The sequence below is a fragment of the Pseudomonas sp. SGAir0191 genome (assembly GCF_002812565.2).
In the GTDB taxonomy this organism is placed as follows: domain Bacteria; phylum Pseudomonadota; class Gammaproteobacteria; order Pseudomonadales; family Pseudomonadaceae; genus Aquipseudomonas; species Aquipseudomonas parafulva_B.
The window spans coordinates 4,523,594-4,541,160 of record NZ_CP025035.2 but is presented as its reverse complement, the minus strand read 5'-3'; the positions used below and the strand labels follow the sequence as shown (position 1 = coordinate 4,541,160).

The following is a 17,567-nucleotide window of genomic DNA, read 5'->3' as shown; positions in this document are numbered from 1 at the left end:
TGATACCGGCAGCGTAATGGTATTTGCCCGTTACGGCCACGGTCGATGGCCGCCCCTGTGTGGACGAACGTGTAGATGAAGCGAGTGCATCGCCTGTTGATGATCGGCTGCCTGTGGCTGCCGCTGATGGCCATGGCAAGGCCTGAGGCGGTGCCTGGCGTCATACTGGAGCCGACGCAGCAACAATGGCTCGAGACCCATCGCAGCTTGCGCGTGGGGTTGGTATTGCAAGCCCCCTATGCCCAGTTCGACCGCCGCCTGCAGCAGCTGTACGGGGCTAACGTGGAGCTGGTGAGCAGCTTGGCCAAAGTGCTGCATCTGGACCTCACGTGGCGCCATTATCCAGACCAGGCCAATCTCGAAAGGGCCTTGCAAGCAGGGGAGATCGACTTCGCGCCAGGTTTGACCCAGACGCCGGCCACCTTGCGCCTATGGTTATTCAGCGACCCCTACATGCGCGTGCCGCAGTTGATCGTGGGCCCCCGCAACGCGGCGCTGGGCGTTGAGCTGGAAAAACTGGACGCCGCCCAGCGCGTGGCCGTAAGAATGCCCGGGGTTCTGGCCAATTACCTGCGCGCCAACTACGGCAACCTGAACCTGCAGGGCGTACCGAACGACCGTGAGGCCCTGCAACTGGTGGTCGGAGGGCAGGCCAGCTACGCCGTCATGGACGAGGCCCAACTCAGTCGTCTGTCCCGTGAAAGCGAGTTCAGCGAACTGGCGGTGGTGGGGGATATCGGCCTGCCGCAGCTGCTGCGCATGGGTTCTCGGCCAGACTGGCCACTGTTGGCCGAGGTGCTGGAGCGTGGTTTGCAGGCACTGCCGGCCAAAGAACTGGAACAGCTGCATCAGCGCTGGTTGCAGCCCAGGTATCCCAGGATCAGCGAGTCGCCGGGGTTCTGGCAAAACCTGGCCTTGTTACTGGGGCTGTTGCTGATCTGCGCGTTGATCACCCTGGTATGGCAGCGCCGCCAGCAGAGCCAGCTGGAGCGCAGCCTGTTGGCCACCCGTGAGCGACTGGTAGAGCGGCATGCGCGCGATGAAGCCTCGCGCCTGAGCCAGTTCGCCATCGACCAGAGCACTGTGGGTATTCTCTGGGTCAACTGGGACAGCCATGTGCGCTATGCCAACCCGGCTGCCGAGCGCATGCTGGGTTATGGCGAAGGCGCCTTGCTGGAAAAGCCGTTGGGGGACTTCGAGCCCTCGTTGAGCATGGAACGCTGGCTGGACCTGTGGAAAGGTGCGCGTTCAGGCGACAGCGGTGTGGGGCAGTTCGAAACCCGATGCCTGCGCGCTGACGGTCGTCTGCTGCCGGTGGAGCTGTCTTTGAGTTTCCTGCGGTTTCGCGATGCGGAATACCTGGTGGTGTACCTGGCCGATGTCACCGAGCGCCATCGCGCCACGGCTGCCTTGCGCGAAAGCGAGGCACGGCTGAAGGGGATCGCTGGCAACGTACCAGGGCTGGTGTTTCGCCTGGAACGAGACCCCGCTGAGGGTGGACTTGAATTTCCCTATGTCAGTGAGGGAAGTGAAGCATTGGTGGGCTATACGCCTGGCGAGATCCAGCACCCACAGATGGGGCTGCGCAACCTGGTACATCCCGACGACCGCGCCGACTATCACCGGGTGCAAGACCTGGCGCTGGCCAATGAGCAGGACTGGGCCTGGCAGGGGCGCATCCTTACGCGTCAGGGCGAGCAACGCTGGGCCGATATCAAGGCCAGCACCCGGCGCCTGGGCAACGGCCAGCTGGTCTGGGACGGGGTGGTCTGGGACATCACCCAGGGCAAGCGCGCCGAGCGGGCCCTGGCCCGTTCCCAAGAGCAGCTGCGCGAACTCTCGGCGCACCTTGAAAGCGTGCGCGAGGAGGAAAAAGCCCGAATCGCCCGCGAGGTGCACGATGAGCTGGGCCAGATGCTGACCGTACTCAAGCTTGAAGTATCCATGTGCGAACTGGCCTTTGCCGAACTGGACCCCGGCCTCAATGAGCGGCTGACCACCATGAAGCGTCTGATCAGCCAGTTGTTTCAACTGGTACGCGATGTCGCGACGGCGCTGCGCCCGCCCATTCTGGATGCCGGGATTGCCTCGGCCATCGAGTGGCAAGCCCGGCGCTTCGAGGCGCGCACCCAGATCCCTTGCCTGGTACAGGTTCCTGACCATCTGCCGGCGTTGAGCGACGCCCGGGCAACGGGCCTTTTCCGTATCCTTCAGGAAGCACTCACCAATGTGATGCGCCACGCCCGGGCGCACAGCGTGGAAATCGAGCTGGTGCGCGAGGCCGGGCAGTTGCGCATGACGGTCAGTGACGACGGGCAGGGTTTCTGCCCAGACCAGCCGCGCCCCAGCTCGTTTGGCCTGGTCGGGATGCGCGAGCGGGTATTGATGATGGGCGGCAGCATGGTGCTGCACAGTGAGCCCGGCGACGGCACGCGCTTGAGCGTAGCCATTGCCCTGGAGCAGGAGGAGCGAACGTGATTCGAGTGCTGGTGGCCGAGGACCACACCATTGTCCGGGAAGGGATCAAGCAGTTGATCGGGCTGGCCAAGGACATGCAGGTGGTAGGGGAAGCCGCAAACGGCGAGCAGTTGCTCGACAGCCTGCGGCACACCCGGTGCGACGTGGTGCTGCTGGATATTTCGATGCCGGGCGTGAGTGGACTGGAAGCGATCCCGCGCATCCGTGCCCTGCACGATGCGCCTGCGATCCTGATGCTGTCGATGCATGACGAGGCGCAGATGGCAGCCCGCGCCCTGAAGGCCGGGGCGGCCGGATACGCGACCAAGGACAGCGACCCGGCATTATTGCTGGCGGCGATACGCCGGGTAGCCGGCGGTGGGCGTTACATCGATCCGGCGCTGGCAGACCGCATGGTGTTCGAAGTGGGCCTGACCGAATCCAGGCCTTTGCACACCTTGCTGTCGGAACGGGAGTTTTCGGTGTTCGAACGCCTGGCCCAGGGCGCCAACGTCAATGACATCGCCCAGCAACTGGCGTTGTCGAGCAAGACCATCAGCACCCACAAGGCGCGCCTGATGCAGAAGCTGAAAGTGAATTCGCTGGCCGAGCTGGTCAAGTATGCGATGGAGCACAAGCTGATCTGATTGCGACATTCACGGCCGCGCCATCGCTGCCGTGACCCGGTGCCTAGACGAAGGCTGCCAGCATGTATCTTCCGCCGCCCGCAGCGCCGCTGCTTGCGTAGGCGCGGTCTTGCGCTCAAGGGCTGGCGGTCAAGCGCCTGGGCCTGTGTGGGCCTGTGTTCTGAAAGCGCCATGCGTGTAGGGCGTTCCCTACAACAAATCTTCCATCCGGACGATGGCATTCTCTCTGGGCGCCCGATTTGCGGGGGGATGCGGCTCTTCTACGCTTTGCCCCACGCAGTCATCCAACAATAAGGTGCAGGCATGAGCGAGGCGAAGTCGAACGCTGCCACCGGCGAAACGCTGGTCAGCTTCCGTGGTGTGCAGAAGAGCTACGACGGCGAGTCGCTGATCGTCAAGAACCTCAACCTCGACATCCGCAAGGGCGAGTTTCTCACCCTGCTGGGGCCTTCCGGGTCCGGCAAGACCACCAGCCTGATGATGCTCGCTGGCTTCGAGACCCCCACCGCCGGGGAAATCCAGCTGGCCGGTCGCTCCATCAACAACGTACCCCCGCACAAGCGCGATATCGGCATGGTGTTCCAGAACTACGCCTTGTTCCCGCACATGACCGTGGCCGAGAACCTCGCGTTTCCCCTGACCGTGCGCAACCTGAGCAAGACCGATATCAGCGAGCGGGTCAAACGGGTATTGAACATGGTTCAGCTCGACAGCTTCGCCAAGCGCTACCCGGGCCAATTGTCCGGTGGGCAGCAACAGCGCGTGGCCTTGGCGCGGGCGTTGGTGTTCGAGCCGCAACTGGTGTTGATGGACGAGCCACTGGGCGCGCTGGACAAGCAACTGCGTGAACACATGCAGATGGAGATCAAGCACATCCACCAGCGCCTGGGCGTGACCGTGGTGTACGTGACCCACGATCAGGGCGAAGCGCTGACCATGTCCGATCGGGTGGCGGTGTTCCACCAGGGGGAGATTCAGCAGATCGCCGATCCACGCACCCTGTATGAAGCACCCAGCAACACGTTCGTCGCCAACTTCATCGGTGAGAACAACCGGCTCAACGGCACCTTGCTCACCCATGACGGTAACCGCTGCCAGGTGCAGTTGGCGCGCGGCGAGCGGGTCGAGGCCTTGGCTGTAAACGTGGGCCGGCCAGGCGAAGCGGTGACCCTGTCGATCCGTCCGGAGCGGGTACGGCTCAATGGCCACAGCGAGCACTGCGCCAACCGCTTTTCCGGCCGCGTGGCCGAGTTCATCTACCTGGGCGACCACGTGCGCGTTCGTCTGGAGGTGTGTGGCAAGGCCGACTTCTTCGTCAAGCAGCCCATCGCCGAACTCGACCCGGCCCTGGCCGTGGGCGATGTGGTGCCACTGGGTTGGGAAGTAGAACACGCCCGTGCACTGGATCCGATCACCGAAGCCCATTGATGGTTTGCAGCACCAACCCTGAACTGTGGAGAGAATAATAAATGCGCAAGCAGTTGAAACTGACCGCCCTGGCCCTTGGGCTGTTCGCCGCTGGCCAGAGCATGGCTGCGGACCTGACCGTGGTGTCGTTCGGCGGCGCCAACAAGGCCGCCCAGGTGAAGGCGTTTTACGAGCCGTGGGAAAAGGCCGGCAAGGGCAAGATCGTCGCCGGTGAGTACAACGGTGAAATGGCCAAGGTCAAGGCCATGGTCGACACCAAGAGTGTCTCCTGGAACCTGGTCGAGGTGGAATCACCCGAACTGGCCCGAGGCTGCGACGAGGGCATGTTCGAAGAGCTCGACCCTGCGCTGTTCGGCAACGAGGCCGACTACGTGCCAGGTGCGATCCAGCCTTGTGGTGTCGGCTTCTTCGTCTGGTCGACGGTGCTGGCCTACAACGCCGACAAGCTCAAGACCGCCCCGAGCAGCTGGGCCGATTTCTGGGACACCGAGAAATTCCCAGGCAAGCGCGGCCTGCGCAAAGGCGCCAAGTACACCCTGGAATTCGCCTTGATGGCCGATGGTGTGGCGCCCAAGGACGTGTACAAGGTGCTGGGTACCAAAGAAGGCGTGGACCGCGCCTTCAAGAAGCTCGACCAGCTCAAACCGAGCATCCAGTGGTGGGAAGCCGGCGCCCAGCCGCCGCAGTACCTGGCCTCGGGCGACGTGGTCATGAGTTCGGCGTACAACGGGCGCATCGCTGCCGTGCAGAAGGAGAGCAACCTGAAGGTGGTGTGGAACGGCGGCATCTATGACTTCGACGCCTGGGCGATTCCCAAGGGCGCCAAGAACAGCGACGAGGCGAAGAAATTCATCGCCTTCAGCGTGCAGCCTGAACAGCAGAAGGTGTATTCCGAAAACATCGCCTATGGCCCGGCCAACAGCAAGGCGGTCGACCTGCTGTCCGAAGAGGTCAAGAAAGACATGCCGACCACGCCTGAGAACATCGCCAATCAGGTGCAGATCGACGTGGCCTTCTGGGCGGACAACAGCGAGCAGCTGGAGCAACGTTTCAACGCCTGGGCGGCGAAGAAGTAAACGTCCAGTGCAAGGGGCCGCGCGGCGGCCCCTCTTTCAGTGTGTATCGTGGAGTTCGCCATGGCCATTGCAGTGCCCCTCAACGAAGGCGCCGGTCCCAATCTCAAACAGCGCCTTAAACACGCCGAGCGGGTCAACCGCTGGAAGGCCCAGGCGCTGATCGCGCCCCTGGCGCTGTTTCTGCTGCTGGTGTTTCTGGTGCCGATCGCAGCCTTGTTGTACAAGAGCGTCGGTAACCCGGAAGTGGTCGCCGGCTTGCCGCGCACGGTCGATATCATCACCCAGTGGGATGGCAAGGGCCTGCCTGGCGAGGACGTCTACAAGGCGTTGAGCCAGGACTTGGCCGAATCGCGCAAGAACCAGACCCTGGGGGACCTGTCCAAGCGCTTGAACATGGAGCTGGCCGGCTACCGCAGCCTGTTGGCCAAGACCGCACGGGCGCTGCCCTTCAAGGCCGAGCCTGCCTCCTACAAGGACGGCTTGCAGGCGCTGGACGAGCGCTGGGGCGACCCCGCCTATTGGCAGGCGATTCGCCGCAATACCAGTACCCTGACACCTTTCTACCTGTTGGCGTCGCTGGACCACCGTATCGACGACCTGGGCGAACTGGCCAAGGCCACGCCGGACCAGGCCATCTACCTGGATATTTTCACCCGCACCCTGTGGATGGGCGTGGTGATCACCGCCATCTGCCTGGTGCTGGCCTATCCGCTGGCTTACCTGCTGGCCAACCTGCCGACACGCCAGAGCAACCTGTTGATGATCCTGGTCCTGCTGCCGTTCTGGACCTCGATCCTGGTAAGGGTGGCTGCGTGGATCGTGCTGCTGCAGTCCGGCGGGTTGATCAACAGTGCGCTGATGGCCATGGGCATCATCGATCAGCCGCTGGAGCTGGTCTTCAACCGCACCGGCGTGTACATCTCGATGGTGCACATCCTGCTGCCCTTCATGATCCTGCCGTTGTACAGCGTGATGAAAGGTATTTCCCCGAGTTACATGCGCGCTGCCATTTCCCTGGGCTGCCATCCGTTCGCCAGCTTCTGGCGAGTGTACTTCCCGCAGACCTATGCCGGGGTAGGTGCCGGGTGCTTGCTGGTATTCATTCTGGCCATCGGCTACTACATCACGCCTGCGCTGCTTGGCAGCCCGAACGACCAGATGGTCAGTTATTTCGTGGCGTTCTACACCAACACCAGCATCAACTGGGGCATGGCCACCGCGCTGGGCGGTCTGCTGCTGCTGGCCACCGTGCTGCTGTACCTGATCTATAGCTGGCTGGTCGGCGCCAGCCGCCTGCGCCTGAGCTGAGGAGCCTTGTCATGCTGAGCCCTTACATGTCGCCCATCGAGCGGGTCTGGTTCTACAGCCTGCGTATTCTCTGTGGTCTGATATTGCTGTTTCTGATCCTGCCGGTGCTGGTGATCGTGCCCCTGTCGTTCAACAGCGGCAGCTTCCTGGTCTACCCGCTGCAAGGCTTCTCGCTGCAGTGGTACCAGGACTTCTTCGGCTCGGCCGAATGGATGCGGGCCTTGAAGAACAGCATCATCGTCGCCCCGGCGGCGACCGTGCTGGCCATGGTCTTCGGAACGCTGGCGGCCATCGGGCTGACCCGCGGTGATTTCCCCGGCAAGTCCCTGGTAATGGCCTTGGTGATATCACCGATGGTGGTGCCGGTGGTGATCATCGGCGTGGCCAGCTACCTGTTCTTCGCGCCCCTGGGCCTTGGCAACAGCTTCACCTCGCTGATTCTGGTGCACGCGGTGTTGGGTGTGCCGTTCGTGATCATCACCGTGTCGGCGACGCTGCAAGGCTTCAACTACAACCTGGTGCGCGCGGCTGCCAGCCTGGGTGCTTCGCCGCTGCTGGCGTTCCGCAAGGTGACTTTGCCGTTGATCGCGCCCGGCGTGATTTCCGGGGCGTTGTTTGCCTTTGCCACATCCTTCGACGAGGTGGTGGTGACCTTGTTTCTGGCCGGACCAGAGCAGGCGACCCTGCCACGGCAGATGTTCAGTGGCATTCGCGAGAACCTGAGCCCGACCATTGCGGCTGCGGCGACCCTGCTGATCGGTTTTTCGGTGGTGCTGCTGCTGACCCTGGAATGGCTACGGGGGCGCAGCGAGAAACTGCGCACCCAGCAGCCGGCCTGACAGCGCTTTCTGTGCTGGCTTGTCAGCCCGTGTGGCGGCAGACAAGCCAGCGCCTGTTGCAACCGCTGCTCGACATGCGTTGATACCAATCAGCCTTCACCGCTTTGCCTGAGTTACAATGCGCGCCACCGTGATTCTGCCCAACAGGTGCGCCATGCAGCCCTACGCTATTGCCCCCTCCATTCTTTCCGCCGACTTCGCCCGCCTGGGCCAGGAGGTCGACAATGTCCTGGCCGCAGGCGCCGATATCGTCCACTTCGACGTGATGGACAACCACTACGTCCCCAACCTGACCATCGGCCCCATGGTCTGCAGCGCGCTGCGCAAGTACGGCGTGACCGCGCCGATCGACGTGCACCTGATGGTCAGCCCCGTGGACCGCATCATCGGCGACTTCATCGAGGCCGGCGCCACCTACATCACCTTCCACCCGGAAGCGACCCAGCACATCGACCGTTCGTTGCAACTGATCAAGGACGGCGGCTGCAAGGCCGGTCTGGTGTTCAACCCGGCCACCAGCCTGGACGTCCTGAAATACGTGATGGACAAGGTCGACATGGTGCTGCTGATGAGCGTCAACCCAGGCTTCGGTGGCCAGAAGTTCATTCCGGGCACGCTCGACAAGCTGCGTGAGGCGCGCGCGCTGATCGACGCCAGCGGCCGCGACATTCGTCTGGAAATCGACGGTGGCGTCAACGTGAACAACATCCGTGAGATCGCCGCCGCCGGTGCCGATACGTTCGTGGCCGGGTCGGCGATCTTCAACGCCCCCGACTACCAGCAGGTCATCGCCCAGATGCGCAGCGAACTGGCACAGGCCCGCCCATGAGCGGCTTCGAGCAGCTGTTCCCAGGAGCGCTGCCCAGGCTGGTGATGTTCGACCTGGATGGCACCTTGGTCGACTCCGTCCCGGACCTGGCCGCAGCGGTGGACCGCATGCTGCTCGAACTCGGCCGACCCGCCGCTGGCCTCGATGCCGTGCGCCAGTGGGTGGGCAATGGCGCGCAGGTGCTGGTACGCCGTGCTCTGGCGGATGATATCGATCACGCCGGGGTGGACGATGCCCTGGCCGAACAGGCCTTGGCGCTGTTCATGGACGCCTACGCCGAAAGTCATGACCTGACGGTCGTGTACCCAGGCGTGCAGGACACCTTGCGCTGGCTGCGCAAGCGCGGTGTGGAAATGGCCTTGATCACCAACAAGCCGGAGCGCTTCGTGGGGCCTTTGCTGGACCAGATGAAGCTGGGCAGCTATTTCCGCTGGATCATCGGCGGAGACACCCTGGCCCAGAAGAAACCGGACCCAGCGGCGTTGCTGTTCGTGATGCAGATGGCCGGCGTGACCCCGCAGCAAGCGTTGTTCGTCGGCGATTCGCGCAGCGACGTGCTGGCAGCCAAGGCAGCTGGCGTGCAATGCGTCGGGCTGACCTATGGCTACAACCACGGGCGGCCCATCGAAGAGGAATCGCCCAGCCTTGTGATCGATGACCTGCGGGCTTTGTTGCCCGGTTGCGTAGACCCTGCCACTGGGATAACGTTGGCGGACCTTCAAGCCTCAGACCAAAAAGGGTCCAACGTGGCGGTTACCGGCAAATTCTGGATGAAAGTCATCAAGGCCCTGGCCCGATGGCGTTGGCGCGCCTGATGCCTGCCTGCCGGCGTATGCCGGCCCATCCGTTTGCCCGAACCAATGCTGTTTGCCACGAGGCTACTCATGATCCGCGAAGAATTCCTGCGCCTGGCCGCTGCCGGCTATAACCGCATCCCCCTGGCCTGCGAAACCCTGGCCGACTTCGATACGCCCCTGTCGATTTACCTGAAACTGGCTGACCAGCCCAATTCCTACCTGCTCGAATCGGTGCAGGGCGGCGAGAAATGGGGGCGGTACTCGATGATTGGTCTGCCGTCGCGGACCGTGCTGCGTGTGCATGGCTACCACGTGTCCATCCTGCAGGACGGCGTCGAGGTCGAAAGCCATGACGTCGAGGACCCCCTGGCGTTCGTCGAAACCTTCAAGCAGCGCTACAACGTGGCCGACGTTCCGGGCCTGCCGCGCTTCAACGGTGGACTGGTCGGCTATTTCGGGTATGACTGCGTGCGTTACGTTGAAAAACGTTTGGGCGCGAGCCCCAACCCGGACCCTCTCGGGGTGCCGGACATCCTGCTGATGGTCTCCGATGCCGTGGTGGTGTTCGACAACCTCGCTGGCAAGATGCACGCCATCGTGCTGGTTGACCCTGCCCAGGAACAGGCCTATGAGCAAGGCCAGGCGCGCCTGCAAAGCCTGCTCGAAACGCTGCGCCAACCCATCACGCCACGCCGCGGGCTTGATCTGAGCGGGCCTCAGGCAGCCGAGCCTGCTTTCCGGTCGAGCTACACGCGTGACGATTATGAGCATGCCGTCGGCCGTATCAAGGAATACATCCTGGCCGGTGACTGCATGCAGGTGGTGCCGTCGCAGCGCATGTCCATCGACTTCAAGGCAGCACCCATCGACCTCTACCGCGCCTTGCGTTGCTTCAACCCGACGCCGTACATGTATTTCTTCAACTTTGGGGACTTTCATGTCGTCGGCAGCTCGCCCGAAGTGCTGGTGCGGGTCGAGGACAACCTGGTCACGGTGCGACCCATCGCCGGTACACGCCCACGCGGTGCGACGGAGGAGGCCGATCGCGCGCTGGAAGACGATTTGCTGTCGGACGACAAGGAAATTGCAGAGCACCTGATGCTGATTGACCTGGGACGCAACGACGTCGGCCGGGTATCGTCCACAGGCAGTGTGCGCCTGACCGAGAAGATGGTGATCGAGCGTTATTCCAATGTCATGCACATCGTTTCCAACGTCACCGGCCAGTTGCGCGAAGGGTTGACGGCGATGGATGCACTGCGGGCCATCCTGCCTGCCGGTACGCTGTCCGGGGCGCCCAAGATCCGTGCGATGGAGATCATCGATGAGCTCGAACCGGTCAAGCGCGGGGTTTATGGCGGCGCAGTGGGGTACTTCGCCTGGAACGGCAACATGGATACGGCGATCGCCATCCGTACGGCCGTGATCAAGGGTGGAGAGCTGCACGTACAGGCCGGCGGTGGCATTGTTGCCGATTCGGTGCCAGCGCTGGAGTGGGAAGAAACCATCAACAAGCGTCGGGCCATGTTCCGTGCGGTGGCGTTGGCCGAACAGACCACTTCTCGGTAGGTGGCGGTTGCCTGAGGGGTGACGCAGTCCAAGCCCCTGTATGAGCGTAATGCTGTTCACTTAAGATCGTTGGGGCCGTTTCACGGCCCATCGCGGCACAAGACCGCTCCTACACTGCCCGCGTAATGCCTGAGTTAGTAGGCTCAAAGGGTTTTGTAGGAGCGGTCTTGTGCCGCGATGGGCCGCGAAGCGGCCCCGTTAATTTCAGGCTGGCCCTTTGCTAGAAATCCACGCTAACGCCAAGGCTCACACCTTGTTGCTTGAGCTCATCGCTCTTGCGCCAGTTGTAGCCGGCACGCACATTCACCCCTGCCACCACTTCATGGCTGACCCCAAGCCTCGCTCGGGTCAAGTTGCTATGGGGGGTATAGCCGTCGAGCGTGAAATCATTGGCTGGCAAAGCGGTGAAGTTCAGGCGCACGTCCTGCTGGTCATGCTCGAACTCGTGCTCCTGAGCCACCTCGGCAAATACCCGGGTAGCAGGCAATACCTGCACGCTACCCAGCAGGCCCAGGCCCAGCCGTCGTGACGTGCGCTCCTGGTCATCGAACCCCAGCGCCGTCGCGCGACCGCTCCTTTCGTCATAGCCATCGACCTTGACCCTGGCATAGTCAGCGCTCAGGAATGGCGCCAGCTGCCAGCGGGCATTGTCCGGCGCCAGGTTATAGCCCAGTCGGCCAGACACGGCCCATGTTTCGCCCTGGGTATCGCCTTTTTCACTGCGCTCGCTCACCCCCAGCGCGAAGGTGCGTTTCAGATCGTCATAATCCAGGTGCCCGACGGTCAATGCCGCATCTGCCCACCAGCGGTGCTGGCGGTACTGCGCAAAGACACTGGCCAGGTAGCTGTCGAGTGTGTAGTCCGAATCATGGCTGCCCACTTCCAGCTTCTGCCGGTACACGCCGCCAGCCAGCCCCAGCCGCCAGGCATCGTCGACCCGGTAGCTACCGCCGAAAGTCAGGTTGTAACCGTGGCCGTCACCGTGGGCGGCGCTGCGTTGCCCGCCGAAGTCCAGGTCTTGCGCACCAGCGGCGATGAAAGGCTGCCACTGACCGACCGCTTGCCAAGGGGCATGCCATTGGTTGCGCAGTTCATCCTGATGAGCGCTGACGCTGGCGTGGGCCATTTCGGGGAGCAGGGTAAGCTCCCAAGGGGCGGCCAGAACGGAGTAGGCGTAATCGGCGATCAGTTGCTGGCCAGCAATGGTCGGGTGCACGGCGTCGTTGAACAATAGCTTCGTGGGGTCTGGCGTGATGCCGTTGACGCCATACACGGGGTTGCCGACGCAGCTTTCGCCGCTATAGCACGTACCGACCAGGTTCTGGTCGCTGGCCAGTCCGAACTGAGCGGGGTGGGCCAGGGCCTCGCTCAGCAACAGTGGGACATTCAGGGGGATGACCTGAGCGTCGATTTGCCTGAGTTGGCTGACCAGTGCCTGGTTAAAGGCACCGGACAGCAACGACAGGGGATTTTGCTGCGCCGTACCGCTGAAGTTGGGCGTCTGGCCAAGATCAGGCAACAGCCAAACCATGATGTAACGGGCACCACCCTGTTGCAGGGCCTGAGCACTGGCGGCCAGGCGTGCACCGGCAGCCACGGCGTCGGCTGGGCTGTTGACCAAACCCTGCAGGAAGTCGTTACCGCCGCCTGTCACGTAATAAAGTGCATTGGGATCGGCGCGAAAGCCCGTGGCCAGGTAGCCAGGCTTTTCCCGAAGCACCAGGCCCGCGCCCAGGCGCCCCGGTGGGATGACCGTGCTGGAGGTGGTGGTGATGGAGTCCAGGATCTGCTTGGTGGTATAGCCGCCAACCGCCCAGTTGTTGCCATCGGGCAGGCCCAGCGCCGCATTGACCGGCGATGTGGAAGGCCCAAGCGCATCGGCGCCCAGGCCCAGGCGAGCGCCCAGGATCATCGGCGACACAGGTGCATAGCTGCCATCGGCATTGCGGTTGGTGAAGCGAAGGCCTGCGAACTGGCCGGCGTCGCTCAGGCTATCACCGAATACGATCAATGAAGCGTACGGGTCAGCAGATGCAAATGCCTGGCCGCAGGCCAATGCCAGTGAGGCGGCGGTGACGCGCAATAACGGTACGTTGAGCATCGAGAAACATCCTTTTCTTTGTTTTTATCAGGACAACTTCATCGACCTTAGCAAAACGCCGCGCATCGCACCTGATGCCATTCGTTTCCCAGTGTTTACGGGCATATTGCGCCCGCCGCCCCGGTAGGCTACTGTGCCGAGACGTATGAGCGAGACCTACCCTGTGTTGATCGTCAGCAAACTCTTGATGCGCGTTATCAAGGCCCACGCCCGTTGGCGTTGGCGCGCCTGACTTTATCCTCTGCCGGTCCGTCCGGCCCGCCCCTGTTTGCCTTCCTGTCTCAACGTCTTTAGCGGCAAAGTTGCGCCTGCGACAGGTACAGGAAGGTTCGAATCATGAAGTCAGTAGGTTCAAGAGGTTTCATCCGATGTTACTGATGATCGACAATTACGACTCATTCACTTACAACGTCGTCCAGTACCTGGGCGAGTTAGGGGCTGATGTGCGGGTCATTCGCAATGACGAAATGACCATTGCCCAGATCGAAGCCCTCGCGCCGGAGCGCATCGTCGTTTCGCCTGGGCCCTGTACGCCGAGCGAAGCCGGTGTGTCCATCGAAGCCATTCTTCATTTCGCCGGTAAACTGCCGATTCTGGGCGTGTGCCTGGGCCATCAGTCCATCGGCCAGGCGTTCGGTGGCGATGTCGTGCGTGCACGCCAGGTGATGCACGGTAAGACGAGCCCCGTCCACCATCGCGACCTTGGCGTATTCAGCGGCCTGAACAATCCGGTGACCGTGACCCGCTACCATTCGCTGGTGATCAAGCGCCAGACGCTGCCGGAGTGCCTGGAAGTGACGGCCTGGACCGCACACGAAGATGGCTCGGTCGACGAGATCATGGGTGTACGGCACAAGACGTTGAATATCGAGGGCGTGCAATTTCACCCCGAGTCGATACTCACCGAGCAGGGCCATGAACTGTTCGCCAATTTCCTCCAGCAGACTGGCGGCTACCGCTAAGGAACGAATATGGATATCAAGAGCGCGCTGGGTCGCATCGTCGGCCATCTGGACCTGTCCACCGAAGAAATGCGCGGCGTGATGCGCCAGATCATGACCGGCCAATGCAGTGAAGCGCAGATTGGCGCATTTCTGATGGGCATGCGCATGAAAAGTGAAAGCATCGACGAAATCGTTGGCGCGGTGTCGGTCATGCGGGAGTTGGCTGACAAGGTCGAGCTGAACACCCTTGATGGGGTGGTCGACATCGTGGGTACCGGGGGCGATGGTGCCAATATCTTCAACGTGTCTACCGCATCCGCTTTTGTACTGGCCGCTGCTGGCTGTACCGTCGCCAAGCATGGGAACCGGGCGGTGTCCGGCAAAAGTGGCAGCGCAGACCTGCTGGAAGCGGCTGGCATCTACCTGAACCTGACGCCCGTTCAGGTGGCCCGCTGCATCGACAGCCTGGGTATCGGCTTCATGTTCGCCCAGAGTCACCACAGCGCCATGAAACATGCCGCTGGGCCGCGTCGCGATCTAGGGCTCAGGACCTTGTTCAACATGCTTGGCCCGCTTACGAATCCGGCCGGTGTGAAGCATCAGGTGGTTGGGGTGTTCACCCAGGCGCTCTGCCGTCCTCTGGCCGAGGTGCTGCACCGCCTGGGCAGCAAGCATGTGCTGGTGGTGCATTCCAAGGATGGACTGGACGAGTTCAGCCTGGCAGCGCCCACCTTCGTGGCTGAATTGAAAAATGGCGAGATTTCCGAGTACTGGGTTGAACCGGAAGACTTGGGCATGAAGAGCCAGAGCCTTCATGGCCTGGCGGTCGAGGACCCGCAAGCGTCCCTGGCGCTGATTCGTGATGCGCTGGGTCGACGCAAGACCGAGAACGGCCAGAAGGCCGCCGAGATGATCGTGCTCAATGCCGGTGCAGCCCTATATGCCGCAGATCACGCCATGAGCCTGAAGGCCGGCGTTGAACTTGCCCACGACGTGCTGCACACCGGGTTGGCCTGGGAGAAACTGCAGGAGCTGGGTGCGTTTACGGCCGTATTCAAGGTGGAGAATGAAGCATGAGCGTGCCAACGGTGCTGGAAAAGATCATCGCCCGTAAGTTCGAGGAAGTGGCCGAGCGCAGTGCTCGCGTAAGCCTTGCCGAACTTGAGCAGTTGGCCAAGGCGGCCGACGCGCCCCGTGGTTTCGCCAACGCCATGCTGCGTCAGGCCGAGCGCAAGCAGCCAGCGGTGATTGCTGAAATCAAGAAGGCCTCCCCTAGCAAAGGTGTGATCCGGGAGCATTTCGTCCCTGCAGACATTGCCGTGAGCTACGAGAGAGGCGGCGCAACTTGCCTGTCGGTGTTAACGGATGTCGATTATTTTCAGGGGGCGGACGACTACCTCAAAGAGGCGCGAGCAGCTGTGTCGCTGCCGGTGATCCGCAAGGACTTCATGGTCGACCCTTATCAAATCGTCGAGGCCCGTGCTCTGGGCGCAGATTGTGTGCTGCTGATCGTGTCGGCGCTCGACGATGTGAAAATGGCCGAGCTGGCGGCCACGGCCAAGTCGGTCGGGCTCGATGTGCTGGTGGAGGTGCACGATGGTGCTGAGCTTGAGCGCGCACTCAAGACGCTGGACACGCCATTGGTGGGGGTCAACAACCGTAACCTTCATACCTTCGAAGTGAACCTGGAGGCCACGCTGGACCTGCTGCCACGTATCCCCGCGGATCGGCTCGCCATTACCGAGAGCGGCATCCTCAATCAGGCCGATGTGCAGCTGATGAAGATCAACCGCGTCTATTCATTCCTGGTGGGTGAGGCATTCATGCGGGCTGAGAACCCGGGGCTCGAGCTCCAGCGCTTGTTCTTCCCTGATCAAGTGAAAAAGACCATTCAGCAACTGGACTGAATGAACCAAGCCGGCCATGTTGCCGGCTTTTTCATGGTTGCCATCTGGCTCAGGGGCGCTTTCGCCCTGATGCCTGTCGTGCAGAGGCTGTGACGCTAACGGTAGTGGCCACAGGCTGCGTAACTCAATCGAAGGTGAATCAATGACTGACCAGCCCCTGGCCCTTACCGTCGAGCAAGGGCTGCTTGCCGAACAGGACCTGCTGGCCGCCGTTTGCCGGGGCGAGCGCGATAACGGTGTGTTGTTCTGGCGCCCCGCTGACCAGGCGCTAGTGATGCCTCGCAGGATGAGCCGGCTGGAGCACTTTGAAGCGGCGAGTGCGCAATTGGCTGGCGCTGGCTGGCCAGTGCTGCTGCGCGAAACCGGCGGCGAACCTGTACCGCAGTCCCATTCGACGGTAAATATCGCCCTGGTCTATGCGGCCCCGCGCAGTGAGGGCGATCAAGGGCGTATCGAAAAAGCCTACCAGCGCTTGTGCCTGCCACTGTGCGAGGTGCTGCAGGAGTGGGGAGGTGTCGCCTCGGTGGGCGAGATCGAGGGTGCATTCTGCGATGGCCGGTACAACGTCAACCTCAATGGCCGCAAGTTGGTGGGGACCGCCCAGCGCTGGCGCCAGGCCGCCGCAGGCAAAGGCCCGGTGGTGCTGGTGCATGGGGCATTGCTGCTGGATAACGACCGGGAGGCAATGGTAGCTGCCGTCAACCACTTCAATATGTGCTGCAACCTTGAACAGCGATGCCGCGCCGATGCACACATCGCCTTGCATGAAGTAGCACCGGCGGCACCGTGGTTCGCACGGCTATCCCAAGCGTACGCGCAGGTGCTGGCTGAGGTGCCCGTCAGCTAGCGCGTGCCATGTACCACCATGGTCTTGCCCTTGACCTGGACCAGGCTGCGTTCTTCCAGGTCCTTCAGGACGCGACCGACCATCTCCCGTGAACAACCAACGATTCGCCCGATTTCCTGGCGGGTGATCTTGATCTGCATGCCGTCTGGATGGGTCATGGCGTCGGGCTGCTTGCACAAGTCGAGCAAGCACCGCGCAACTCGGCCGGTGACATCGAAGAAGGCCAGGTCCCCAACCTTGCGGGTAGTGTCGCGCAGGCGCTGGGCCATCTGGCTGCTGACAGCATAGAGCATGTCTGGCTCGTGTCGTACCAGTTCGCGGAACTTGCCGTAGCTGATTTCGGCCACTTCGCACTCAGTCTTGGCCCGAACCCAGGCGCTACGATGCTGCTGCGCCTCAACCGGTTCGAACAGCCCTAGCTCACCGAAGAAGTCACCGCTGTTGAGGTAGGCGATGATCATTTCATGGCCATTTTCGTCTTCGATGAGGATGGTGACCGACCCCTTGATGATGAACGACAACGTCTGCGCGCGTTCACCTGCACTGATGATGTTGCTCTTGGCGCTGTAGCGCCGGCGTTGGCAGTGCACCAGCAATTTGTCGATGTTCTTGATCTTTGGGGGTAGGGCAGAGGCTGCCATCGCGAAATCCTGTTCTGTGCAGTCCATGGGCGTCCATGGCTGTTGGCTGGAAAAACGCCATTCGATTGGCGCCAGCTTATCAGACACTACAAAATGTTTCGGCATTAAAGCGCCTCCTTACATACTTTTCCCACAGCGGCACAACGACTAAGCTGACACCCTTTTTGCGAATTCAGG

At 62.1% G+C, this 17,567-nt stretch carries 15 protein-coding genes; 13 read left to right on the top strand and 2 right to left on the bottom strand.

Annotated features, from left to right (window positions below):
* Nucleotides 1-75: 75 nt before the first annotated feature.
* From CWR53_RS20390 to trpE, 9 genes are all read left to right on the top strand, one after another.
* A complete protein-coding gene (locus CWR53_RS20390; RefSeq protein ID WP_100852352.1) occupies nucleotides 76-2,478 on the top strand; it encodes a PAS domain S-box protein in 2,403 nt (800 codons plus the stop codon).
* A complete protein-coding gene (locus CWR53_RS20385) occupies nucleotides 2,475-3,104 on the top strand; it encodes a response regulator transcription factor (RefSeq protein ID WP_058603047.1) in 630 nt (209 codons plus the stop codon). The genes CWR53_RS20390 and CWR53_RS20385 overlap by 4 nt, the downstream gene beginning before the upstream one ends.
* A gap of 303 nt (nucleotides 3,105-3,407) precedes the next feature.
* Nucleotides 3,408-4,532, top strand: a complete 1,125-nt coding sequence (locus CWR53_RS20380; RefSeq protein WP_058603048.1) for an ABC transporter ATP-binding protein — start codon at nucleotides 3,408-3,410, stop codon at nucleotides 4,530-4,532.
* A gap of 41 nt (nucleotides 4,533-4,573) precedes the next feature.
* Nucleotides 4,574-5,608 (top strand): ABC transporter substrate-binding protein, encoded by a 1,035-nt coding sequence (locus CWR53_RS20375; protein ID WP_058603049.1) that lies wholly within the window; start codon nucleotides 4,574-4,576, stop codon nucleotides 5,606-5,608.
* Nucleotides 5,609-5,668: 60 nt separating this feature from the next.
* On the top strand, nucleotides 5,669-6,916 hold the full coding sequence (locus tag CWR53_RS20370) for an ABC transporter permease (protein ID WP_058603050.1): 1,248 nt from the start codon (nucleotides 5,669-5,671) through the stop codon (nucleotides 6,914-6,916).
* An 11-nt stretch (nucleotides 6,917-6,927) separates the two neighbouring features.
* The gene (locus tag CWR53_RS20365; RefSeq protein ID WP_058603051.1) at nucleotides 6,928-7,755 is read left to right on the top strand and encodes an ABC transporter permease; all 828 of its coding nucleotides are present in this window, start codon (nucleotides 6,928-6,930) and stop codon (nucleotides 7,753-7,755) included.
* A gap of 154 nt (nucleotides 7,756-7,909) precedes the next feature.
* Entirely contained in the window at nucleotides 7,910-8,584 is a 675-nt protein-coding gene (gene rpe, locus CWR53_RS20360) for a ribulose-phosphate 3-epimerase (protein ID WP_058603083.1), read from the top strand.
* Complete coding sequence (locus tag CWR53_RS20355) at nucleotides 8,581-9,399, top strand: phosphoglycolate phosphatase (protein ID WP_058603052.1); 819 nt, start codon at nucleotides 8,581-8,583, stop codon at nucleotides 9,397-9,399. The genes rpe and CWR53_RS20355 overlap by 4 nt, the downstream gene beginning before the upstream one ends.
* 69 nt (nucleotides 9,400-9,468) lie before the next feature.
* Nucleotides 9,469-10,950 (top strand): anthranilate synthase component I, encoded by a 1,482-nt coding sequence (gene trpE, locus CWR53_RS20350; RefSeq protein ID WP_100852351.1) that lies wholly within the window; start codon nucleotides 9,469-9,471, stop codon nucleotides 10,948-10,950.
* Nucleotides 10,951-11,170: 220 nt separating this feature from the next.
* Here the strand turns inward: trpE and estP are convergent, their stop codons facing one another.
* Nucleotides 11,171-13,051: an esterase EstP gene (gene estP / locus CWR53_RS20345; RefSeq protein ID WP_100852350.1), complete on the bottom strand. Its 1,881-nt coding sequence runs from the start codon at nucleotides 13,049-13,051 to the stop codon at nucleotides 11,171-11,173.
* 368 nt (nucleotides 13,052-13,419) lie between these two features.
* Between estP and CWR53_RS20340 the strand changes: the two genes are divergently transcribed.
* The 4 genes from CWR53_RS20340 to CWR53_RS20325 all read left to right on the top strand — a co-directional run bounded on the left by CWR53_RS20340 (nucleotide 13,420) and on the right by CWR53_RS20325 (nucleotide 16,749).
* On the top strand, nucleotides 13,420-14,013 hold the full coding sequence (locus CWR53_RS20340) for an aminodeoxychorismate/anthranilate synthase component II (protein WP_058603055.1): 594 nt from the start codon (nucleotides 13,420-13,422) through the stop codon (nucleotides 14,011-14,013).
* 9 nt (nucleotides 14,014-14,022) lie between these two features.
* A complete protein-coding gene (gene trpD / locus CWR53_RS20335; protein WP_058603056.1) occupies nucleotides 14,023-15,072 on the top strand; it encodes an anthranilate phosphoribosyltransferase in 1,050 nt (349 codons plus the stop codon).
* The gene (gene trpC / locus CWR53_RS20330) at nucleotides 15,069-15,902 is read left to right on the top strand and encodes an indole-3-glycerol phosphate synthase TrpC (RefSeq protein WP_100852349.1); all 834 of its coding nucleotides are present in this window, start codon (nucleotides 15,069-15,071) and stop codon (nucleotides 15,900-15,902) included. The genes trpD and trpC overlap by 4 nt, the downstream gene beginning before the upstream one ends.
* Nucleotides 15,903-16,044: 142 nt before the next feature.
* A complete protein-coding gene (locus tag CWR53_RS20325; protein ID WP_100852348.1) occupies nucleotides 16,045-16,749 on the top strand; it encodes a lipoate--protein ligase family protein in 705 nt (234 codons plus the stop codon).
* On the opposite strand, the gene crp is transcribed toward CWR53_RS20325, so the two are convergent.
* Entirely contained in the window at nucleotides 16,746-17,390 is a 645-nt protein-coding gene (gene crp / locus CWR53_RS20320) for a cAMP-activated global transcriptional regulator CRP (protein ID WP_100852347.1), read from the bottom strand. The genes CWR53_RS20325 and crp overlap by 4 nt on opposite strands.
* Between the last annotated feature and the right edge of the window lie 177 nt (nucleotides 17,391-17,567).